Origin of the sequence: Mesorhizobium sp. Cs1299R1N3 (assembly GCF_037179625.1) — a bacterium.
GTDB classification, from domain to species: Bacteria; Pseudomonadota; Alphaproteobacteria; order Rhizobiales; family Rhizobiaceae; genus Mesorhizobium; species Mesorhizobium salmacidum.
The window spans coordinates 42,991-64,954 of sequence record NZ_JAPYKQ010000001.1; the positions used below are offsets into that span (position 1 = coordinate 42,991).

Genomic DNA, 21,964 nt, shown 5'->3' on the forward strand with positions numbered 1-21,964 from the left:
GAAGAAAGCCGAGCCCAAGATCATCATCACCGACCAGGGAGATCGCAATGAGCCGCTGTTCCACCGAAAGACCAATCATGGAAGTCGCCGGCATTCTCACACAGCTGAAAGGCTTGTCTGCCGCGGAGGAGTTCTTCGCGGTCCTTCGGGTCTGCTATGATCCAAAGGTGCTCGATGTCTCCCGGCTTCATATCATGAAGCGCATGGGTCAATATCTCGCCAACGAGGATTTCTCAGATCTCACCGACCAGGTGATCGCCGCGCGCGCGCGCGCCACACTGCAACGCGCCTATGAGGACTTCGCCACAGCCGCGCCACTCAGCCATCGGGTCTTCAAGGTACTCAAAGACCACGATCCAAATCGCCCTGCCACGCCCGGCCGCACCTTCGTCCCCTTCGATTCCATCCTGAAGCCGTTCGGAAAGGAGTGAACGCGACAGCATTGCCACACGACAATGTCGTGAAGGCGACAAATCCGGCAGCCACGGCTCAGACGCATAGTGGCGCGTCTTAAAGGGATGTGGCCAGCACTAGCGGTTGGCACGAATGGTGCTTGCAAGCAGATCAAGCGCCAAGCCGCACCCCGATGGAGCCAGAGAGATTGCATGCATATCGTCGTCTGTATCAAGCAGGTCCCCGATTCAGCGCAAATACGCGTCCATCCGGTGACGAACACGATCATGCGCCAAGGTGTGCCGACGATCATCAACCCATACGATCTGTTTGCGCTCGAAGCGGCACTGAGGCTGCGCGACACCGATGGCGGCGAAGTTACCGTGCTTACGATGGGCCCTCCCATGGCGGAGGACGCACTGCGCAAGGCGCTCACCTATGGCGCCGACCGCGCGGTGCTCCTGACCGACCGTTTTTTTGCCGGCTCCGATACGTTGGCCACCTCGTTTGCTCTCTCTCAGGCGATCGGCAAGATCGGTGAGACATTCGGCCCCCCCGACATCGTCTTCACAGGCAAGCAGACGATCGATGGCGACACGGCCCAGGTAGGGCCTGGCATCGCCAAGCGTCTCGACCTGCTGCAGCTCACCTATGTAGCCAAGATCGCCGTCCTTGATCTCGATGCGCGCGAGATCACGGTCGAGCGCCGCGCGGAAGGCGGTATGCAACTGCTTAAGAGCAAGCTTCCGTGCCTCATTACGGTGCTGGAAGGCATCAACGAAATCCGCCGCGGCTCGCTGCAAGACGCGCTGCGCGCGGCCCGTAGTCAGGTCGTGAAATGGAGTGCGGCCGAGGCTGGCATCGAGGACCTCGGGAAATGCGGCTTGCGCGGATCGCCGACCGTCGTGAAGCGTGTGTTCGCGCCTGCCAACCGGGTGGAGAAGGCAATGCAGATCGACAGCGCAGACAAGGTGCTGCGCGATGTCGCTGACGAGCTGATCGCTGCAATCTTCACCCGCCAGCCGGCGCTAGAACACGAACTGGCCTTCGAGGGTGCCTGAGGAGCTAAGGATGTCGAGCGAGAACCGAGGAACCCCTGCTGCGACGGGTGGTCGTGCTGGTATGAAGAAGGATCTGCCCGAGCGTTTCAAGGACTATCGGCACGTCTGGGTTTTCATCGAGCTGGAGCGCGGCGAAGTGCACCCGGTCTCCTTCGAACTGCTGGGCGAAGGTCGCAAGCTAGCCGATAAGCTTGGCGTGCAACTTGCGGGCGTCGTGCTCGGGCCCGCGGGAGAGGCCTCTTGGCATGCCGTCGCCCAGGCCTTCGCCTATGGTGCCGATCTTGCCTACATCGTGGAGGCGCCGCTGCTTGCTGACTATCGCAACGAGCCCTTCACCAAGGCGATGACCGACTTGGTCAATACCTACAAACCCGAGATCCTGCTTCTGGGTGCCACCATGCGTGGCAGGGACCTTGCCGGCTCGGTGGCGACCACTCTGCTGACCGGGCTCACGGCCGACTGCACCCAACTTGACGTGGATCCTGATGGCTCGCTTGCCGCCACTCGGCCGACTTTTGGCGGTTCCTTGTTGTGCACGATCTATACGCTCAACTGCCGGCCGCAGATGGCGACAGTGCGACCGAGAGTCATGGCTTTGCCGCAGCGCGAGGAAAAGCCCGTCGGGCGTGTCATCCAGCACAAGTTGTCGATGCTCGAGGACGAGATCGTCACCAAGGTGCTTGGCTTCCTGCCCGATGCCCAGTCGGTGAAGGCAAATCTTGCCTTTGCCGACGTGGTGGTTGCGGGTGGCCTCGGCCTTGGCGGGGCGGAGAACCTGCAGGTCGTGACGAAGCTCGCCCGGGCACTGGGCGCCGAATATGGCTGTTCGCGCCCGCTCGTCCAGAAAGGCTGGATGCCGGCTGAACGGCAGATCGGCCAGACCGGCAAGACCATCCGACCGAAGCTCTACATCGCGGCTGGAATTTCAGGCGCCATCCAGCACCGGGTGGGCGTTGAAAGCGCCGATCTGATCGTGGCCGTCAATACCGACCCGAACGCGCCGATTTTCGATTTCGCCCATATCGGCATCGTCACTGATGCGATCCGCTTCCTGCCGGCATTGACGGAAGCCTTCACCCGGCGGCTGTCGCCGCACAGTCGCGACAAGCTTGCGAGCTAAGGGAGACGGGCATGCTCGAGGAAAAATTCGACGCTATCGTTATTGGAGCCGGCATGGCCGGCAACGCAGCTGCTTTCACGATGGCAAGTGGCGGCCTGAAGGTGCTGCAGTTGGAGCGCGGAGAGTATCCGGGCTCCAAAAATGTCCAGGGAGCCATCATGTATGCGCACATGTTGGAGAAGATTATCCCCGACTTTCGGGATGACGCGCCTCTCGAACGGCATCTGGTGGAGCAGCGCTTCTGGATGATGGACGACACATCCCATGCTGGGATGCATTATCGGTCCGACGACTTCAACGAAGCGAAGCCAAACCGGTACACAATCATCCGGGCCCAGTTCGACAAGTGGTTTTCGCGCAAGGTGCGCGAGGCCGGGGCGACGGTCCTGTGCGAAACGACAGCGACGGAGCTCGCCTATGATGCTGCGGGCAAGGTCGTCGGCGTTCGCACCGACAGAGCCGGGGAAAGGCTCTTGGCGGATGTCGTCATTCTCGCGGAAGGCGTCAACGGACTGCTAGGCACGCGGTCGGGCTTGCGCAAACTGCCGAGGGCAGAAAGCGTGGCACTCGCCGTGAAGGAAATGCATTTCTTGCCCGAAGAGGTGATCGAGCAACGCTTCGGCCTCAAGGGCAATGAGGGCTGTGTCATTGAGGCAGCGGGCACCATCTCCCGGAGCATGACCGGGTTGGCGTTTCTCTACACCAACAGGGAATCGATCTCACTGGGCATCGGTTGCCTCGTTTCCGATTTCGCTGCGACGATGGAGAGCCCATATGTCCTGCTCGAGGGTTTCAAGAACCATCCCTCGGTGCGGGCGCTGATAGCGGGCTCGGAGGTGAAGGAATACGCCGCCCATCTCATTCCCGAAGGCGGGTACAAGGCGATCCCGCAGCTCTTCGGCGACGGTTGGGTCGCCGTCGGAGATGCAGCGCAATTGAACAATGCCGTTCACCGCGAGGGTTCCAATCTCGCAATGACGTCCGGTCGCATCGCAGGCGAGGCGATCATGCAGATCAAGGCCCGGAATCTCCCGATGACCAAGCGTAATCTCGCGCTGTACAAAACCATGCTGGACAGCTCTTTTGTCCTCAAGGACTTGCGCAAACATAAGGATATGCCGGCACTGCTGCACACCAACTCCCACAGCTTCTTCATGACATACCCGCAGCTGATTTCGCTGGCCGCGCAGAATCTTGTGCGGGTCGATGGCACGCCTAAGATCGACAAGGAAAAGGCGACCACGGCAGCGTTCATATCTGCGCGTTCGCGCTGGGGGCTGGTCAGCGATGCGTTGCGCCTGGCATTCGCCTGGCGCTGAGGGAGAGCAACATGACGATTGCAGTGCCGGCCGTACGCGTCGAGGACAAGCTATATCAAAACCGCTACCTTATCGATGCGGGGCGCCCCCATATCACGGTGCGAGCTCACCAAAGCCCGAGCACGAACCTGCTGGCTTTGACACGCGTCTGCCCGGCAAGATGCTATGAGCTGAACGCCACGGGTCAAGTGGAGATCGCAGCCGACGGGTGCATGGAGTGTGGCACTTGCCGAGTGCTATGCGAGGCCAGTGGCGAGATCACGTGGAATTATCCGCGCGGCGGTTTTGGTGTTCTCTTCAAGTTCGGATGATCTACGCATTTACCGTCTGATACAGAGCGCGGGGCCAACAACTCCTAGTTGCGGCAACGCGTCGCATAGGCAGTTGCCAAGAACCGCCTCGCAATTGAAGACGGCATAGCCGATAGTTCTCTTCGACATCCGAAAAAACAGGAATTTGCCGGTGGGGGGACACACGGAGCTGTTTGTATGGACGATACGATGCGCGGCAGGGTCGACCCCATAAGCTCTACCACCCTGCCTGAACCAGCCACAGGAAGCATGCATAACGCGGATATCTCGCTCAGGGGACTCTACGAGATATCGAAGATCCTGACCGCCCCTGCCCGGTTAGAGACCACGCTGGCCAATGTCATCAAGGCGCTATCTTCCTTCGTGCGGATGCGTCGTGGAGCAATCATCGTCCTTGGCGCTGATGGAGGGCCGGATATCTCCGCAATACCGGGCAACGTCTATCCACCCCAGTCAGTCACTCGCCGCGCCATACCGCAGGCCATAATCGACCAAATCGTCGCTACGGCGAGGCCGGTCATCATAGAGGATGTCAGCAAGTCCGCACTGTTTCAGGGTGATGGTGAAACGGTGTCGAACGACGAAGCCGTTGCGCTGACCTTTGTCGGTATCCCTGTAAAAGCGCAGGATGAAATCCTCGGGATATTGTCGATCGAGCGCCTCAAAGAGGAACCCAGCTCCGTCCATGACGACGAGGACCTGCCCTTCCTCAACATGGTCGCCGACCTTGTCGGCCGCGTTGTCCATCTGCACCGCTTGGCGAATACTGACGGTCACCAGCTCGTCGAACAGCAAGCTGGACCGGGCAAACCGCGCGACGCAGAAAGGGCCGACCCCGGCCGGTATCGGTCGGTCAAAATCGACGGGATCATCGGGGAAAGCCCGGCAGTCAAGCAGGTGCTCGAAATGGTTCCAATCGTGGCAAGGACCAATTCGACCGTTCTTCTGCGCGGCGAAAGCGGCACCGGCAAGGAATTCTTCGCTCAGGCAATCCACAAGCTTTCAGGCCGTAGGACGAAGGCCTTTATCAAACTCAACTGCGCCGCGCTGCCTGAAAGCGTTCTGGAATCGGAGCTGTTTGGGCATGAAAAGGGCGCCTTCACCGGGGCGATCGCGCAACGGGCGGGCCGTTTCGAATTGGCGCATGGTGGAACCTTGTTGCTCGACGAGATCGGTGAGATTTCGCCTGCTTTTCAAGCCAAACTGTTGCGCGTTTTGCAGGAGGGTGAACTGGAACGGGTCGGCGGAAACAGGACGCTCAAGGTTGATGTCCGGCTTATCTGTGCCACCAACAAGGATCTTGAATCGGCTGTCGTGAATGGGGAGTTCAGGGCTGACCTTTACTACCGCATCAGTGTGATACCGATCATCCTGCCTCCGCTGCGAGACCGGCCCGGCGATATTCCACGTCTGGGTGAAGTCTTCCTTGACCGGTTCAACAAGGAGAACCATCGTCAGCTCGCCTTCACCTCTTCGGCGCTTGACGTCATGTCGCAATGCTACTTTCCTGGTAATGTCCGCGAGCTGGAAAACTGCGTGAGAAGGACGGCTACACTTGCCCGTTCCACCACGATCGTTCCGTCCGACTTCGCCTGCCAAAGCGGCCAGTGTCTTTCTTCGCTGATTTGGAAGGGAACTGGCTGTTCCCACGGCGGCAATGCCGTGGCCGGTCTCGCCCGCGGCACCATGGACCGAGTTGGATCGCCGTTCCCGGCCCGGCGCATCGGCTCGGCGACTGAAGCATGGCCCGATAGCGCGAGCGATGACGATCCCAATCGTCCCGCAATAGGCCCCCGCCTGACGGAACGCGACCGGCTGATCGCCGCTATGGAAAAGGCCGGCTCTGTCCAGGCCAAAGCGGCTCGTCTCCTCGGCCTCACACCCCGTCAAGTCGGCTATGCCCTACGCCGGCACGGCATCGAGGTGAAGAAGTTCTGACGTGAGAAACACCTGACTTCGTCCGCTCTCTGCAGACCAGAGATGCAACGACGCTCGCGCGCCCTTTGGTGTCTTCATGTCGCAAGCCCGACAAAGCCAAATGGTCAGTAATCTGACGAATCGGACACGAAGAGCCGCGATTTCGGATGAATGCCGCCTCTGCGGGGTTTGGCACGGCTCTTGCGCCTGGAAGTGTAACGCCAGCCTAACAGAGCTATTCGATGTCCCCACCGATGACTTCGCTTGAAAGCGAGACCAAAAAGATCTCGCCCGCGAAATCGGCTGGATGCGCCTCTTCAACCTGCGGCTCGCCCGCAAGCCGTGACGCCATGGAGTCGGCTGTCTGGGAGAAGGTCAAGGATCATCCGTGCTATTCAGAAGAAGCGCACCATTATTACGCCCGCATGCATGTGGCGGTCGCACCAGCTTGCAACATCCAATGCAACTACTGCAACCGCAAATATGACTGCGCCAATGAGAGCCGACCTGGTGTCGTCTCGGAAAAGCTGACCCCAGACCAGGCAGTCCGCAAGGTGATCGCGGTCGCCAATGACGTGCCGCAGCTTTCCGTGCTCGGCATCGCCGGACCGGGAGATGCCTGCTACGACTGGAACAGGACCAGGACGACGTTCGCACGAGTCGCGAAACAAATCCCCGACCTCAAGCTTTGCATCTCGACCAATGGGCTGGCGCTGCCGGACCATGTCGCTGAACTTTGCGACATGAATGTCGATCACGTTACAATCACCATCAACATGGTCGACCCGGAAGTCGGCGCAGAGATCCATCCTTGGATCTTCTACAAGCACCGCCGCTACACCGGCGTCGAGGCGGCCAGGATCCTGCATGAGCGGCAGATGCTGGGCCTGGAGATGCTGACGGCGCGTGGGATTCTTATCAAGATCAATTCGGTGATGATCCCAGGCGTCAATGACGAGCACCTTGTCGAGGTGAACAAATGGGTGAAGGAGCGCGGCGCCTTCCTTCACAACGTCATGCCGCTGATTTCCGACCCGAAACACGGTACCCACTACGGCCTGATCGGTCGACGCGGGCCAAAGGCGATGGAGTTGAAGGCTCTTCAGGATCGCCTCGCAGGCGGCGCAACATTGATGCGCCATTGCCGGCAGTGCCGGGCCGATGCCGTTGGCCTGCTCGGCGAGGATCGTGGCCAGGACTTCACGCTCGATCACATTGCCGACGAAGTCACCTACGATGCCAGCAAGCGCAACGCCTATCGTGAAGTGGTGGCGCGCGAGCGCGGCGATCACGTGGTGGCGAAGAGTGAAGCGCTCGAAACGGTCAAGGCAACCGGCTCGGGCAGGTCGCTTCTTGTCGCTGTGGCCAGCAAGGGCGGCGGCCGCGTCAACGAGCACTTCGGCCACGTGAGAGAATTCCAGATCTACGAGGCTTCGCCGAGAGGGATCAGCTTGGTCGGGCATCGCAAGATTGAGCAATATTGCCTGGGTGGCTGGGGCGAGGATTCCGCGTTAGAGGGCGCCCTCGCTGCCCTCGACGGCATAGAGGTCGTGCTGTGCGCCAAGATCGGAGAATGCCCGAAGGCCCGCCTGACGGCAGCCGGGATCCGCGCTATCGATGATTATGGCTATGAGCATATCGAGACCGCGATCGGCACGATTTACGCTGCCGAATTTGGGGGCGGATCCTTGGCCGCGACGGCCTGAGACCTCTCAATCCAATTGACCAGGAGTTGAAGAAAAATGGCGTTCAAGATCATCGCATCCCAGTGTACTCAATGCGGTGCCTGCGAGTTCGAATGTCCTTCTGGAGCGATCAAATTCAAAGGCGAAGCCTACGTCATCGACGCAAAAAAGTGCACCGAATGCAAGGACATATTTGAGGCACAGCAATGCGCCTCCGTCTGTCCAGTGGAGATGACCTGCGTTCCCGCTTGACCTTCCGATCGCTTTGCGACGTGCCTTGAAGTTCGTCGCCCCAAATCTCCAACCGCGAAAAGGAAGAACAGCCATGAACCTCTGGCGCGAACAGGAGGTCGAAATCCATAAGCCTCCGAGGTTTATGCCGGGCGAAAGGGTCTGCGCCACACGCCACATCAAGAATGACGGCACCTATCCCGGCCGGGCGACTGGCGAGAACCTGGTGCGGAAAGGTGACGAAGGATATGTGCGCGACATCGGCACCTTTCTCCAGCAGTTTTATATCTATGCGGTCGAGTGGGTCGATCGTGGCACGGTGGTGGGCATGCGGGCTCGTGAAATGACAAGCCTCGACACGTCTTCTGCTGCTTGCGGTGCCGAAATGACTGACGCTCCTCACGACCGGGCAGGCACATGAAGATAATGATCCGCAAGACCGATGCTGGCCTGTCGGCATATATCCCCAAGAAGGATCTCGAAGAGCCGATCATCGAGGTCGAAAATGAAAGCCTGTGGGGCGGGGCCGTGGTGCTCAAAAACGGCTGGCGTTTTGTTCTGCCTGAGCTTCCGCAGGACACACGTTTGCCGATCACTGTTGAGGCTCGGAAAGTTTCCGACGCCGCAGACTGACGGTAGAGGAACGGGCATGAACACCATCGCGCGCCATCTTCTAATCACCCGGGACAGTCATGCCGAGACGCGGCTTGACCTGCTCAAGGGAGCGCTGGTCGCAGACGCGATCATTCCCTATCTTGGTCCTGGTCTGCTCCGGCTCGGCTGCGCGAAGTCGCCCTTACCGCATACTCCGGAAGCTGTCGCCGCGGCCCTCAACAAGCGCGCCCCAGCCCCCTCCAAGATTCGCACCAATATGTGGTCTGTGGCGCAGTTTATTGAACAGCGACGGCATCGGCGGACGCTTCAGGCTTGGATGGCCGAAATCTTCGCCGCGCCTGCGGTGCCGACGGTCCTCCACACCTGGCTCGCCACGCTGCCGCTCTCGCTCATCGTTGACAGTTGGTATGATGGTGCCATGCGCGCGGCCCTGATCGCGACCGGCCGAAGGGATGTTGTCGAAATACAAGGCGTCACGCGGGCGAACGAAATCAGTGACATTTGGACCAAAGCCTACGATTTGTCCGGAATTGAACTCGACCGGGTACCACCGGTAGAGACGGTTCTCTATGTTCCTCATGGCAGCATCAGGCCGGCCGCAAACTTCCTGGTCTCAGATTCCGACTATGTCGAAGTGCTAACAGACATCGACATCCAGACGCCAATTCCCGATCAGGTGAAGCAGCGGCGCAGCAATCGGGGGTTTTTCTTTGTCGGCTGCCGCTTTGACGATCAGATGTTACGTACCTACGCCCGGCAGATCATGAAGCGGTCCGACGGGCCACATTGTGCGCTAATCGATGGGTCTGTGCTGACCAGAAACGAACGCCGTTTCCTGGCAGAGTGCGCAGTCACAGTCATTGACATGCCGATAGACAAAGCTGCGGATCGGCTTGCCGGATCGCCTTAAGCCAAAGAATTCCAGGTTGACGAACGCGAATCCTTTCATTTTGAGCAGGCAGACGACGGCGTCGCTTAGCCGGGGTCTTGGCACGCGGGGATTGTTGCGCGGCGCTGGAGTCAGCGTGGTGAAGCGGTCTGAATGCGGTTTGACTAGCGCAGGTGAGTCAACGATGCTGCCAGATGCGTCGGGATCAGACGCCAACTTGAGGGAGTCGCGGTATACACCAGAGACATTCGAGACACGTCGACCATGCCACAATCAGTTTACCACCGCCGAACCACTGCGTGCGTCTCGCAATGCACAACGATTCTCACATGGCTCGGGGCAACACATGCGGACAGAGACGTTCTCGCGTTATGTGCCCTTTAGGCAAATTTGCATCGAATTAGGAGGTGACACCTGCAGCAGCCTTGCGCGGCGGACCCATTCGGGATGCCTCCTGCAATAATATCTCGCGCATCCATATGCTTGCGGAATCGCTGTTGTGAAGAGCAGGCCATTGTATGGCTTCGGTAAATGCGGGAAGCGGCAGCGGAATTTCAGCGATCCGCAGCGGTATTGCTCCTGCAATGTGATCAACCAGCCGCGACGGCAAGGTGGCTATCCGCTCCGTCCGCGTCAACATGGGCGGGACCATGCAGAAGCCCTGTACGACGACCTCGATACGTCTCTTGATCCCGTGCTCGAGGAAGTACCATTCTTCGATGGAGGGCTGCCGCGTGCGTCCGAACTTGGCGGCAACATGCCCCATCGACAGGTATTGCTCGAACGTAAGCGGTTTTGATAGCGCCTTGTTCGTGGGGCAGCCTACGCAAACGAGAGTCTCTTCGAATAGTGTTGCTCTAGGATGCGCGCTCGACATGAACACGTCTGGAAGAATTAAAAAATCGATCTCCCCGCGCCTCAGAAGCTCATCGGGGTCCTCGGACAGAGGCAGCAGTTCAAAGCTGACGTCGGGCGCTTCCCGTGCGACACGCTCCACGACCGATTGGAAATATACGGACGTCATGAAATCGGAAATGCTGATCCGGAAGCGGCGCTTCGATTGAGCTGGGTTGAACATGTCCCAGGAAATGATGGAGAGCTGAACGTGCAGCAGAGCCTCACGGACGGCGGGGGCCAGCCCTTCGGCACGGGGCGTTGGGACAAGTTCGCGGCCCTTCATCGTAAATAGCTCATCATGGAAAAAGTCCCGCAACCGGGCGACAGCCGCGCTCATGGCCGGCTGGCTCAGATTGATGCTGCGTGCGGCAGCGGTGAGGTTGCGCTCGTTCATGAGAGCGTCGAGCGCGACGAGGAGGTTTAGATCAAGGCCTTTGAAGCGCACGTGACATTTTATCCATAGCGTGGATGGGAGGCATCAAAACGTTAGATTTTACGCGGCTTATGGAATGCCGCATAGAAAAATGTCAACCGCGAGAGTCTCTTCAGATGCACAACCATGGCTCTTCAGTTGCCCTGCTCCCTGAGGAGCACGCCGAGCATCAACGAATCCGCAATGTCCAGCACCGCGATCTTGTTGGGCGTACCCGCAACAAAGCACCTCCTGGGCTGCTTGGAGCCGACAGTTTCCAAACTGTTCTAAGTTGGATCGTCGATGTGGGTTATTGAAGAACTATGACAGTAATACAAATATATCGTCGTATAGCTCGCATGTTAGCGGCTGCAGCCGAAAAGATAATTCTATCTAAAGCATAGAAAAAATCGTTGGCGCCCATAGCTTGCGACGTTCTAGCAACTCACATCTGGCTACTGCGTGGTTTTATCTCGCCGCGTCTCGTAGTCCTGGCCGAGTTATCATCTGCAATGCTGATCGGAGATACAAGCAATGACCCAACCCGTGCCGGCGCCCGGCCCATTCGTGATCCTTGCGATGCCTAGGACGGGCACGCACTATCTGGAAGAAATGCTGAACGAGCATCCGAATGTCCTGAGCAACGGGGAGTTGCTCAACACCTACGACACGAATTGGCTCGATAAGGACCGTTTGATCGGCGGCGATCGCGAGCTCCTTGAGCTTGCCTACTTGCGCTACCCGAACCAAACCGACAAGAAGCTGACGCGCGTTGGTTGCAAGATCAATGAACCTCAGTTCCACGACCGTCCGAGCTTTTTTGCCGAGCTCGTCTGTTGGCCAGATCTCAAGGTTATCCTTCTGGTCCGCAAGAACACATTGGAATCGCTTCGATCGCTGACACAGGCGAGGCAAACCCGGCAATGGCTGAAGTTCAGCTCGGACAACGACGCGGCTCCGCCCGTGAAACTAGCAATCGCCTGCTGCGAGGCTTATTTCAAGGCCGCCGACGAATTCCACAGTCGCGTCACGCGCTCCTTCGCCTGCAGCGACTTGCATGCGGTCGAGTACGAGAACCTTCTTGGCGAACCCTCGTCGTGCTTGGCTAAGATTTGGGATTTCCTCGGGGTTCCGGCGGTTGGGCTCTCTGGTACCTCAAACCTGAAGCGCCAGGAAGCGCGCCGCCTGGACGAAACGATAGAGAATTTCGAAGAGTTGCGACGCCACTTCTCAGGCGGACCTTACGCGAGCTTCTTTGAGCTCGGTGACCGCCTCAATCGCTGTGGCGGCGGGAACGAGCGGGCTGCCCAAGGTTAGCCCCGGGTTCCGGCGGAAAGGACCTTAGCAGCCCATTGCGAAGGCGCAGCGTCGAGCTTCGGCGAAAAGTAGATCGACGATAAAGGCGAGCACCGGGCATCCCAATCTGGACACCACATATGACATTGCCCGGCTTCTCCTTATGCGAGGAGCACCGTGGCTGATCTCTTGCGAGCGCGAGTGTCTGGCATCTCAGGGCGGTTGACGGGATCGTTCCCGGTCTGGCCCGCGTCATTGGCATGGGACCAAGAAAACCTCCCGGACGCCCTACTGTCGGCTCTGCTGGCGGGATCGGGCCATCGTCCCCTTCCCAGCTATGGCTTTCCCCCTCTCACGGCCGGGCCGCGGCGGGTCTATTGCCGCGGGATGCTGTCGGACCTCCCGCCTCATGGAGATTGCGATGGGTCTCTTGCATGAGCCCTGTTCCGGTGGCGCATTCGCTGCGGGAACTGTTCGCCCCACATCCTGCCGCGATCAGCAGGAGCCTCCCTTTATGGGTCACTCAGCGCCACGGTCGCAAATCGTGACTTTAGAACAGACACGTCAAACGAAGCGATCGAAAGGTCCGTGACGATTGATGCTACCCAAGTTCGGCGACTACCCCATCCATGACCTGGATAATTCCCATCAAAACATTCGATTTTACCAACTTTAGCAGATGCTGCATTAAAGCAGCCGAAGCTTAGAACTAAGGATGGATTTCCACAACCTTCCCCCGGCAACACTTGGTATGTAGAACAAGCAGTCCAGTGGTATATCCTTCGAAATCATGCTCTTCGGCGTCGTGCATAGATACCATCACACCAACTGAACTTATCAACCCTCCCGCTGAGATGCTCAGCCCGTATCGTGTGCATTTCTAATTCGCTTTAGATCGGATCGCGTGATGAGTAGCTTGGCAACACATCAAGAATTAATAGCTTCTTCAAGGCGCTGCCAATTGCGTTGGCGACTGTGCTGGGAAAATGAACTTAGCCTTGACGACCATATAGAACTGGCAGAGTTCTTCCGAAAGACCTATGGTCCGACTGGGATATTCCACGCAAAACCATTCGATGGCAGTAAAAGTTGGGCCGGCGCGAGGCCTGAGCTCCGTGCAATCGGCTATGACTCGAATGGGGTAGCAGCTCACATCGGGCTGCTGCGTCGCTTCATCAGGATCGGCGCCGTCGATCTGCTGGTGGGTGAACTTGGCCTGTATGGTGTACGTCCGGATCTTGAGGGGCTCTGGATTGCGCATTCAGTCCGGGTCATGCATCCGGTACTGCAGGAGCTCAAAGTCCCATTCGCATTCGGCGCGGTTCGACCTGCGCTGCGGCATCATATCGCAAGGTTCAGCCGAAACGGTCTGGCGACGATCATGCCCGGGATCCGTGTGCGATCGACCCTTCCCCGTGCCCTTCTCGACAAACCACCCACCCGCACCGAGGATGTAGTTCTCATCGTTCTCCCGATTGCACAGCCGATATCCGAATGGCCGGCCGGCACGATAATCGATCGAAACGGGCCAGAGCTGTGAGACCCCTCAGCTGCATACCCGAAGTGCGCGGGGAATGTGCCGACGGCGCCGGCGATCGCACAGTTTATTTGACGTTTGACGACGGTCCTAATCCGGGCTGCACGCCGTACATCCTCGATTTTCTTGCGGAAAACCGGGCGTCGGCAACTTTCTTCGTCGTCGGGGCGTATGCGGCGGAACATCCCGACCTCATCCGAAGGATCGTTGCAGAAGGGCACCAGGTTGGCAATCACACAATGACGCATCGGGAGCCGTCCGAATGCCATCTTGGGCAGATACAGTATGAGATACTTGAGACAAACAGGATCATCCGGCTGGCATGTCCCGAGGCCTCACTGGCGCATATGCGCGCTCCGTATGGCAATTGGACGGAACAAGTCCTCACGACCTGTGCGCGCGCTGGTCTGACGCCGGTCCATTGGTCGATCGACCCTCAAGACTGGTCTCGGCCCGGCGTCGAGGCGATTGTCGGTACGGTAATGGCCTCCGTCCGCCCGGGCGCAATCGTGCTCTTGCACGATGGCTGTCCTCCCAACGAGTTCAGACCGGATGCTGAGGCCGCTCTGCGGGACCAGACGCTGAAGGCCCTGTCTCATCTGATCCCAGAGTTGCACGAGCGGGGATTTGCAATCCGCTCCCTCCCCCCAACCCACTGAACAAAGCGACATCCCATGAACCTGCTCGACGCAACCAGCATTGGTGCTGTCTCGATCTACGCATTGCTCTCGACTGCCTACAAAGGCATGCAAACGGTTTATGCTTCGTCGGCAGACCTGTCGTCGACCTCGGATGGCCCGACCAGCTCCCAACTTCTGCCGAGCGTGGATGTCATCATCCCATGCTATAACGAGGATCCGGACACGCTCTCTGCCTGCCTAGCTTCTATTGCGGACCAAAACTACGGCGGAAAACTGCGGGTCTATGTGGTTGATGACGGGTCTGCAAATCGGGTTGCCGTCGGACCCGTTCACAATATCCATGCGCGTGATCCGAGGTTCAACTTCATTCTTCTCCCGCGCAATGTTGGAAAGCGCAAGGCGCAGATCGCTGCGATCCGCCGCTCATCCGGAGATTTGGTGCTCAACGTCGACTCCGACACAACGCTCGCTTCCGATGTGGTGACGAAGCTCGCGCTAAAGATGCGAGATCCCCAGATCGGCGCGGCCATGGGTCAGTTGATAGCCAGCAACAGGAACGAGAATTGGCTGACCCGGTTGATCGACATGGAATACTGGCTTGCTTGCAACGAGGAGCGTGCGGCCCAAGCTCGTTTCGGTGCGGTTATGTGCTGCTGTGGCCCATGTGCGATGTATCGCCGGTCGGCGCTGCTTATGGTTCTTGATCAATACGAAACGCAGCTGTTCCGTGGGAAGCTAAGCGACTTCGGCGAGGATCGCCATCTGACGATCCTCATGCTGAAAGCGGGACTTCGAACCGAGTACATTCCGGACGCGATCGCGGCAACGGTCGTGCCGGATCGGCTGCGGCCATATCTACGCCAGCAACTGCGCTGGGCGCGAAGCACCTTCAGAGACACGCTGCTTTCGCTGCGCCTGCTACCCAGCCTCGATCGCTATCTCACCTTGGACGTGGTCGGGCAAAATGTCGGGCCGCTCCTCCTCGCAGTGTCGGTGGCAACAGGGATCGCGCACCTTGCGCTGGCTGACGAAGTGCCTTGGTGGACTGGCATCATGATTGCGGCCATGACGCTGATCCGCTGCAGCGTGGCAGCGTTTCGTGCTCGCGAACTGCGATTTCTGGGATTTTGTCTCCATACACCCATCAATCTGTTCCTTTTGCTTCCTTTGAAAGCCTATGCGCTTTGCACCTTGAGCAACAGCGATTGGTTGTCGCGCAACTCTGCCGCCACCGTGCCAAGCGGCGGCGGCAAAGATGTTCCGATCAGAACCCCCAGTGTTGGTTCGAAAACCACAGACGCGTCGGAAGATGGCGCGCCATCGCACAGGCCCACTCTTTTGAGGGATTTTTCGACGGTGACATCATCCGGCATCGGCGCCCGAGAATGATTGCCGATCGAAACTGGGAGACAGTCTTGGCAGAGCATGATAGTCGCCATTGGCCGCATTTAGAATTGGCCACAGACGATCCCTGGCGGTTGGACGGCAATACGCTGGATCGCAGGCGTCGCCCGGAAGCCCTCCGGCTGTCGCTTTCCCAGGGGTCTGTCACAAACGCGCTGCAAATCGGATGCGCGACTGAGGCATTTGACGAACCTTTTCGCCCCGCGGCCATAAGCTCAGGGTCGTCGCTATGGTGGCGCGAGCAAAGGCTCAAAGGCGCCAACGAATGAACGAGCCGCAACACGCCTGTTTGAGTGTCGGTGACGTCGGATGGTTTTCGAACGAGAAGCCGTTTGGGCTGATCATCCTGGCGGAAGTTCTACACGGCTTCCGTGGCCACGCCCGGTATGCACGCGCCCATTGGCAAGCTGGCGAGTGTGCCCGCGTCGGGTGGGCATCTGATTTCGGATCAGCGCGCGATGCCGCTTGTCGGACTGGACATCCCGCTGGCGCAGACACCGCGACGGCCAGTCACGCAAGACCAGGCAGATCATCAGCAGAGGCCAAGTGAAACATCAAGAAACACTGCTCGCTAGCTTTGAAAGTCCCGTTCGGCTTGCATCGGATTCCGGCAGACGACGGGGAGAGCTGAATGGAGGCATCATATTTCTTGATACACGTGATCGCCGCATCGGCGGCTTCCGCCTTGTTAACCTATTGCTTGACCAGTTCGCTCGTTCAGACGGCTCTCTACGCCGTGCTCGCTCAGCTCGGGTATTTCTTGGCGATGCTCTGTCTGGTGTGGAGGACCGAGCAGAGCTCCGCGAGCCGTCCAAGGCCACACACAACAGAGGCGGAGCGGTTGGGTGAAGCCAGTTACGATCACTCTGGGAAGGCAGGATAGCCTGCGGGCGGCAAAAATGAAAGGCACTATCCGAATGGACGGCATGAAGGTACTGCGTGACGGGGTGATTGCCCATGTCGAGGGCGGACGCCTCTTCTGTCACTTTGAACAGGAGAAGCAAGGCGAGGGTCCGCCCCATCAGATCCACAGGCATCTTAACACGAGTGGACCGCCGTCGCGGGACACGGTCGGCATGGTAGGGGTAGGGCCAAGCGAGTGAGCGCGTTCTGGCAGGGTGACGCCAATTCGCCAGCCGAGGCCGTCAACGGGGCGCGCTCCCTCTCTCCCCCTGGCGTCATCGCAAGTTTAAGCAGGCCACCTGAGGCTGCTCGACGCCCTTCTGCAGAGGGAGACGAGCACATGTCCCCGCTAGCGATCGACCTTGACGGCGTGAGCAAGTCATACGGCAACAAGTTGGTTGTGGACGGGCTGTCGTTCACTGTCGCGGCAGGAGAATGCTTCGGCCTGTTGGGCCCCAACGGGGCCGGCAAAAGCACGATCACACGCATGCTCCTCGGCATGACCCCGCCTGATTCCGGTAAGATCACGGTGCTCGGCATGCCAGTACCAGCACGCGCGCGCCTGGCACGCGCGTGCATTGGAGTGGTCCCACAGTTCGATAACCTTGATCTCGAGTTCACCGTACGTGAGAACCTGTTGGTTTTCGGGCGCTACTTCGGGATGAGCACGCGCACGCTAAAAGCGGTCATACCGTCCCTGCTTGAGTTCGCCCGCCTCGAGAGCAAGGCTGATGCCCGCGTGGGGGCACTGTCCGGTGGCATGAAGCGCCGCCTAACGCTCGCGCGAGCGTTGATCAACGACCCACAGTTGCTTGTCATGGACGAACCCACCACAGGCCTCGATCCGCACGCGCGCCACCTAATCTGGGAGAGACTGCGCAAGCTCCTGTCGCAGGGCAAGACGATCATTTTGACCACGCACTTTATGGAAGAGGCCGAGCGGCTCTGCAACCGCCTTTGCGTTCTTGAGAGAGGGCGCATTATCGCTGAGGGTCGACCACACGCGCTGATCGAAGAGCAGATCGGGTGTCAGGTGCTTGAGATATACGGCGGTAATCCGCATGAATTGAGTGAGATGATCAAGCCATTCGTGAAGCGCATCGAGGTGAGCGGTGAGACGCTCTTTTGCTATGCACCAGATCCGGAGCAGGTCCATGTGCAACTGCATGGGCGCGCGGGTCTGCGTCTCCTGCAGCGGCCACCGAATCTGGAGGACGTGTTTTTGCGGCTAACCGGGCATGGGATAGAGCAATGATGATAGCCGAACATTATGTGGCGGCTTTGCCGTCCAATGCCTGGAACTGGGTCGCTGTATGGCGCCGCAACTACTTGGCGTGGAAGAAAGTGGCGCTTGCTTCGCTCATCGGGAACCTGGCCGACCCTCTGATCTCGCTGTTCGGGCTCGGCTTTGGCCTCGGTATAATGGTGGGGCGAGTTGAAGGCACATCCTATATTGCGTTTTTGACGGCGGGCATGGTCGCCGCGAGCGCGATGACCTCCTCCACTTTCGAAACCATATACGCAACTTTCGGCCGCATGCAGCGGACCTGGGAAGGAATCCTCTACACACAGCTCACGCTCGGCGACATCGTGCTGGGTGAATTGGCGTGGGCAGCCACGAAGGCCTTCCTGGCCGGCACAGGAATTATGATTGTGGCCACTGTGCTGGGCTATGTGGCATGGCCATCCGGTCTCTGTGCGCTGCCTGTCCTTGCTCTTACTGGCCTAGCTTTCGCAAGCCTGGCAATGGTCGTGACGGCGCTTGCGCCCAGCTACGACTACGTCGTTTTTTACCAGACGCTCGTCATCACACCCATGCTATTCCTATCCGGGGCTGTCTTCCCGGTGAGCCGGATGCCTGGGGTTTTTCAGCAGGTAGGCGGCTTCTTGCCGCTTGCGCATTCGATCGAGCTCATTCGTCCAGCGATGCTGGGCCGCCCGGCCACCAGTGTCGGACTGCACATCGGTGCGCTGTGCATCTACACAGTGTTGCCGTTCTTCCTGTCGTCGGCATTGTTGCGTCGACGCCTCATGCCTTGATGCAGTTGCGAATTGCCGGTGAGATGCTGCCCAGACGCCGCAGTCCCTCAACTGCGTAGCGCGGTATCGAGCCGAGGGTGTGGCCAGTCTTCGGGATCGCAGTTCTCGACCACCCTGCGCCGTCCGAAGCGGCCGAAGGTCTTCGCTCGCACAGCCTGCGCCGGGAGCGCAGGGCACGGCAAGCTATATCGCCAAGGAGGTTGGTGTCTCCGCTGCAAAGGTCAGCCGTGTTCAAGCGCCTTAAGTTGAACAATGAATGAACTCAAGCGCGTCTGGATCCGCACAACCGGAATGCCGCTACGAACTTGCCCATCCTGGCGAGCTGATCCACATCGACATCAAAAACTCGGGGCCGCTTCGGTCGGGTCATCATCGCATCACCGGCGCAGACGCAGCGATACGGGCTGGGAACATCATGCCCTTCTACGGGTGATTACCGGTGCGAGCCGGTCAGTCGTTGTGAATATCCAAAACCTAGAACAAGATCCGGCCGCAAAACCGAGAAAGCGGTTCAGCAGAAACGTCGCGGGGATATTCGGCGCTTTGCGCAACTGAGAATGAGCTTGATCGGCTTCATGCGCAATTGCCGAGGCGGCCAGCCTGGCCAGCAAAAGGTCATATCAGCCCCACAGCAAAAGCCGTTTAGCAATAGCTGCCGATGCGGTCCCGACCCTCCAGGTCGGAAACCGCTCATGGAAACACTGCAACGGTCAATCTATCCGGAATGGACGACGCGAGCCTAGCGGCAGACTTACCTCTGGATCGCAGGAGACTACCAGCCTTGGTAGGTTAGTTGTTCGCGTTTCTCAGATATTGAGTGCGGACACGTGTCACGGAACATGAGTTAAGTCCCGCCGAAACGCTCGCGCACGTTACGGCCCCTTTCACGCACGCTCGCGCGATCTGAGAACACCGAGCTAGGGGCCATTGAACGACTTACCAGCGAAGGAGGACACCATGAGTGGAGTGATTGGCAAGGCGCCACACCGGTATTCACGAAATGAATCGCCTTGAACGCGTGATCCGTACCCTGTGGCTCGGAGATTGGCTGGAGATGTTTATCGCCGACTAAAGGCGTCTAATTGCCATTAAATTGAACGCACTGACTACGTGCAGAGGGATCTCTAAATGAATACCGACGTTTTCGCGGCTTATGAGTCAAACGTCCGTCGCTATGGGCGGTCGTTTCCCACAGTGTTTACCAAAGCCCTTGGGGCGACAATCTGGGACGAGGCCGGAAAGACTTATATTGATTTCCTTGTCGGGTCCGGCGCACTCAACTACGGACACAACAACGCGAACATTATGGCGCCAGCAATTGAATATCTAGCCGGCGGGAACATCCTTTTGTCGCTTGATATGTATACAACTGCAAAGCGTGAATTCATCGAGGTGTTCGTCGATTCCATTCTGAAACCAAGGGGCCTTTCCTACAAGATACAGTTTCCAGGACCGACTGGCACAAACGCTAACGAAGCCGCGCTTGCACTAGCCCGAAAATATACCGGCCGCTCGAGCGTCATGGCCTTCACAAATTCGTATCATGGCATGTCGCTGGGCTCATTGGCGGTATCGGGTTCCGCGTCGACCCGGGAGCTAGGCGGCGTTGCTCGCCACGATGTGATCCGGGTCCCCTATGACGGCTATCCGAACCCAACTTTCGATTCCGCGAGCTACATCGATCATGTATTGGGGGATCCGGGGAGCGGCATAGAAAAGCCCGCCGCAATCATTCTGGAGACCATCCAAGCAGAAGGGGGCATGAACACCGCATCCACAGCTTGGCTCATCGAAATCCAGCGCATATGTCGCAGCCACGGGATCGTTTTGATCGTTGACGACATTCAGGCAGGAACTGGGCGAACCGGCGATTTCTTCTCGTTCGAGTTCGCGAAAATCGATCCCGACATCGTATGTCTGTCGAAGTCCCTAAGCGGTTCGGGCAGTCCGTTCTCCATCGTTCTGATTCGCCCGGAAATGGACATATGGAAGCCCGGGGAACACAGCGGAACGTTCAGAGGCAACAATCTCGCCTTCGTAACCGCAAGGGCGATGTGCAAAATGTGGTCCGACAGGGAGTTTATTGCAGGGGTCGAGCGAACAGCCGTCAAACTGCAAGCACTCCTCGATGGCCTCGTTACGAAATATCCGAAGTGCATCGAACGAAAACGCGGCCGCGGCCTGATGGCCGGGCTTAAGTGCCGTTCACCGGCCCTCGTCGCCCGCGTGCACGATGTCGCATTCGAAATTGGCCTGCTGATTGAATCCTCGGGGCCAAATCGGGATGTCATCAAAGTCCTCCCACCGATTACCATCAGTGATGACGAACTCCATGATGGCATCGCCATTCTTGATCAAGCATTACAGGAGCAAGCTAGTGAAGACTGATCAAAAATCTCAGACGCCAGCCATCTCGCCTCTTAAGCTCACGGAACGCACGGACTCGATCAGCACTGCGGAGATCATCTCGGTGCTGAAAGGTGACATCACCGGCCTGCACATCAAGCGAGGGTTCAGTAGCGAAGTGGCCGAGGAGATCACCGCGAACTTTTTTCGCAATCCCGGTCTCAAAGAGCGCAAAGACGGCGTTCCTGGACAGTACGTCGGCGCCTCTCACTACAGGAAGGATGCAGGCACGTATTTCGCACAGTCGGAAGATGCGCGATCCTTTGTCGACGCTCTTTTTGGCGGCTTGGTTGATCCTGTCCACGGAGTATTCGACGCCCTTAAGCGCGAACTTCACATTCAGGGCATTGAATTACGGCTTGCTCGTTCGGCCGACGGCCAAGCCAATGTTTGTCGTGCCCTGTCTTGGTCTGGCACGGGCCCGTATGCCTTGGAGCCTCACGACGACGTTGCTCAAGTCGTATCCGCCGGAAGCAATTACGAGCTTACTGCGGTGGCGGAACACACCGTCGTAGCGCTCAACTTCTATGCCAGCATGCCCGATGAGGGTGGCAATGTGCGGATATGGGGCCACAAGCCGACAGTCACCGATCGCAGGTCGCAGGGGGTGGAGACCACTGGCTATCCCTATGCGGCAGCTTATCTCGATGCCTTTCCTTGTCACGACTTCCAGCTTAAGGCGGGGGATATCGTCCTGTTTGACGGCGGTTTCGTTCACGGGGTCACCCGACAGTCAGGCAACGGAAAGCGTCGCCTTCTGCTGAACTGCTTCTTCGGATTTGCTCGGCCGGATCTTGTTCTCTGGTGGACCTGAAGCTGATGTTGCAGCGACTGACTGGCTTCCGCCGGCAGTTGAGCCGTCAACTCCTTAGTGGCGGGAATGCCCT

Annotated in this window: 20 protein-coding genes and 1 pseudogene; 20 read left to right on the forward strand and 1 reads right to left on the reverse strand. The window is 58.5% G+C overall.

Annotation, left to right across the window (positions count from 1 at the left end; translation table 11 throughout):
* Nucleotides 1–47: 47 nt before the first annotated feature.
* From nifW to O7B34_RS00250, 11 genes are all read left to right on the forward strand, one after another.
* A complete protein-coding gene (gene nifW, locus O7B34_RS00200) occupies nt 48–431 on the forward strand; it encodes a nitrogenase stabilizing/protective protein NifW (RefSeq protein WP_337144459.1) in 384 nt (127 codons plus the stop codon).
* 174 nt (nt 432–605) lie between these two features.
* Nucleotides 606–1,454 (forward strand): electron transfer flavoprotein subunit beta/FixA family protein, encoded by an 849-nt coding sequence (locus O7B34_RS00205; protein ID WP_337128374.1) that lies wholly within the window; start codon nt 606–608, stop codon nt 1,452–1,454.
* A 10-nt stretch (nt 1,455–1,464) separates the two neighbouring features.
* Nucleotides 1,465–2,574 (forward strand): electron transfer flavoprotein subunit alpha/FixB family protein, encoded by a 1,110-nt coding sequence (locus O7B34_RS00210; RefSeq protein WP_337144460.1) that lies wholly within the window; start codon nt 1,465–1,467, stop codon nt 2,572–2,574.
* Nucleotides 2,575–2,585: 11 nt separating this feature from the next.
* Complete coding sequence (locus tag O7B34_RS00215) at nt 2,586–3,893, forward strand: FAD-dependent oxidoreductase (protein ID WP_337144461.1); 1,308 nt, start codon at nt 2,586–2,588, stop codon at nt 3,891–3,893.
* 11 nt (nt 3,894–3,904) lie between these two features.
* Complete coding sequence (locus O7B34_RS00220) at nt 3,905–4,204, forward strand: ferredoxin family protein (protein ID WP_337144462.1); 300 nt, start codon at nt 3,905–3,907, stop codon at nt 4,202–4,204.
* A gap of 249 nt (nt 4,205–4,453) precedes the next feature.
* Nucleotides 4,454–6,142 carry a nif-specific transcriptional activator NifA gene (gene nifA / locus O7B34_RS00225; RefSeq protein WP_337145157.1) on the forward strand — a complete coding sequence of 563 codons (1,689 nt, stop codon included), beginning with the start codon at nt 4,454–4,456 and terminating at the stop codon, nt 6,140–6,142.
* Nucleotides 6,143–6,363: 221 nt separating this feature from the next.
* Nucleotides 6,364–7,827, forward strand: coding sequence for a nitrogenase cofactor biosynthesis protein NifB (nifB, locus tag O7B34_RS00230; RefSeq protein ID WP_337144463.1), 1,464 nt, complete (start codon nt 6,364–6,366; stop codon nt 7,825–7,827).
* Nucleotides 7,828–7,863: 36 nt separating this feature from the next.
* Complete coding sequence (locus O7B34_RS00235) at nt 7,864–8,058, forward strand: 4Fe-4S binding protein (RefSeq protein WP_337128379.1); 195 nt, start codon at nt 7,864–7,866, stop codon at nt 8,056–8,058.
* Between the two features lie 73 nt (nt 8,059–8,131).
* Entirely contained in the window at nt 8,132–8,458 is a 327-nt protein-coding gene (locus tag O7B34_RS00240; protein WP_337128381.1) for a nitrogen fixation protein NifZ, read from the forward strand.
* Complete coding sequence (nifT, locus tag O7B34_RS00245; RefSeq protein ID WP_337142631.1) at nt 8,455–8,670, forward strand: putative nitrogen fixation protein NifT; 216 nt, start codon at nt 8,455–8,457, stop codon at nt 8,668–8,670. Before O7B34_RS00240 ends, nifT begins: the two co-directional genes overlap by 4 nt.
* Before the next feature lie 16 nt (nt 8,671–8,686).
* Entirely contained in the window at nt 8,687–9,562 is an 876-nt protein-coding gene (locus tag O7B34_RS00250) for an SIR2 family protein (RefSeq protein WP_337144464.1), read from the forward strand.
* A gap of 379 nt (nt 9,563–9,941) precedes the next feature.
* Here the strand turns inward: O7B34_RS00250 and O7B34_RS00255 are convergent, their stop codons facing one another.
* Nucleotides 9,942–10,883, reverse strand: a complete 942-nt coding sequence (locus O7B34_RS00255) for a LysR family transcriptional regulator (RefSeq protein ID WP_337142633.1) — start codon at nt 10,881–10,883, stop codon at nt 9,942–9,944.
* Between the two features lie 501 nt (nt 10,884–11,384).
* Here O7B34_RS00255 and O7B34_RS00260 point away from each other — a divergent pair.
* The 9 genes and pseudogenes from O7B34_RS00260 to O7B34_RS00295 all read left to right on the forward strand — a co-directional run bounded on the left by O7B34_RS00260 (nt 11,385) and on the right by O7B34_RS00295 (nt 21,891).
* Entirely contained in the window at nt 11,385–12,167 is a 783-nt protein-coding gene (locus O7B34_RS00260; protein ID WP_337144465.1) for a sulfotransferase, read from the forward strand.
* Nucleotides 12,168–13,053: 886 nt separating this feature from the next.
* Entirely contained in the window at nt 13,054–13,686 is a 633-nt protein-coding gene (locus O7B34_RS00265) for a NodA family N-acyltransferase (protein ID WP_337142635.1), read from the forward strand.
* Nucleotides 13,683–14,342 (forward strand): chitooligosaccharide deacetylase NodB, encoded by a 660-nt coding sequence (gene nodB, locus O7B34_RS00270; protein ID WP_337144466.1) that lies wholly within the window; start codon nt 13,683–13,685, stop codon nt 14,340–14,342. The genes O7B34_RS00265 and nodB overlap by 4 nt, the downstream gene beginning before the upstream one ends.
* Nucleotides 14,343–14,357: 15 nt before the next feature.
* On the forward strand, nt 14,358–15,713 hold the full coding sequence (gene nodC / locus O7B34_RS00275) for a chitooligosaccharide synthase NodC (RefSeq protein ID WP_337144467.1): 1,356 nt from the start codon (nt 14,358–14,360) through the stop codon (nt 15,711–15,713).
* Nucleotides 15,710–16,278 (forward strand): annotated as a pseudogene (locus O7B34_RS32100) (SAM-dependent methyltransferase). The gene nodC and the pseudogene O7B34_RS32100 overlap by 4 nt, the downstream one beginning before the upstream one ends.
* A gap of 693 nt (nt 16,279–16,971) precedes the next feature.
* Nucleotides 16,972–17,886 (forward strand): nodulation factor ABC transporter ATP-binding protein NodI, encoded by a 915-nt coding sequence (gene nodI / locus O7B34_RS00280; protein ID WP_337144468.1) that lies wholly within the window; start codon nt 16,972–16,974, stop codon nt 17,884–17,886.
* Nucleotides 17,886–18,671 carry an ABC transporter permease gene (locus O7B34_RS00285; RefSeq protein ID WP_442920937.1) on the forward strand — a complete coding sequence of 262 codons (786 nt, stop codon included), beginning with the start codon at nt 17,886–17,888 and terminating at the stop codon, nt 18,669–18,671. The genes nodI and O7B34_RS00285 overlap by 1 nt, the downstream gene beginning before the upstream one ends.
* Before the next feature lie 1,128 nt (nt 18,672–19,799).
* Nucleotides 19,800–21,059 carry a diaminobutyrate--2-oxoglutarate transaminase gene (ectB, locus tag O7B34_RS00290; protein WP_337144469.1) on the forward strand — a complete coding sequence of 420 codons (1,260 nt, stop codon included), beginning with the start codon at nt 19,800–19,802 and terminating at the stop codon, nt 21,057–21,059.
* Nucleotides 21,049–21,891, forward strand: coding sequence for a 2OG-Fe(II)-dependent halogenase WelO5 family protein (locus O7B34_RS00295; RefSeq protein WP_337144470.1), 843 nt, complete (start codon nt 21,049–21,051; stop codon nt 21,889–21,891). Before ectB ends, O7B34_RS00295 begins: the two co-directional genes overlap by 11 nt.
* The last annotated feature ends 73 nt before the right edge of the window (nt 21,892–21,964 follow it).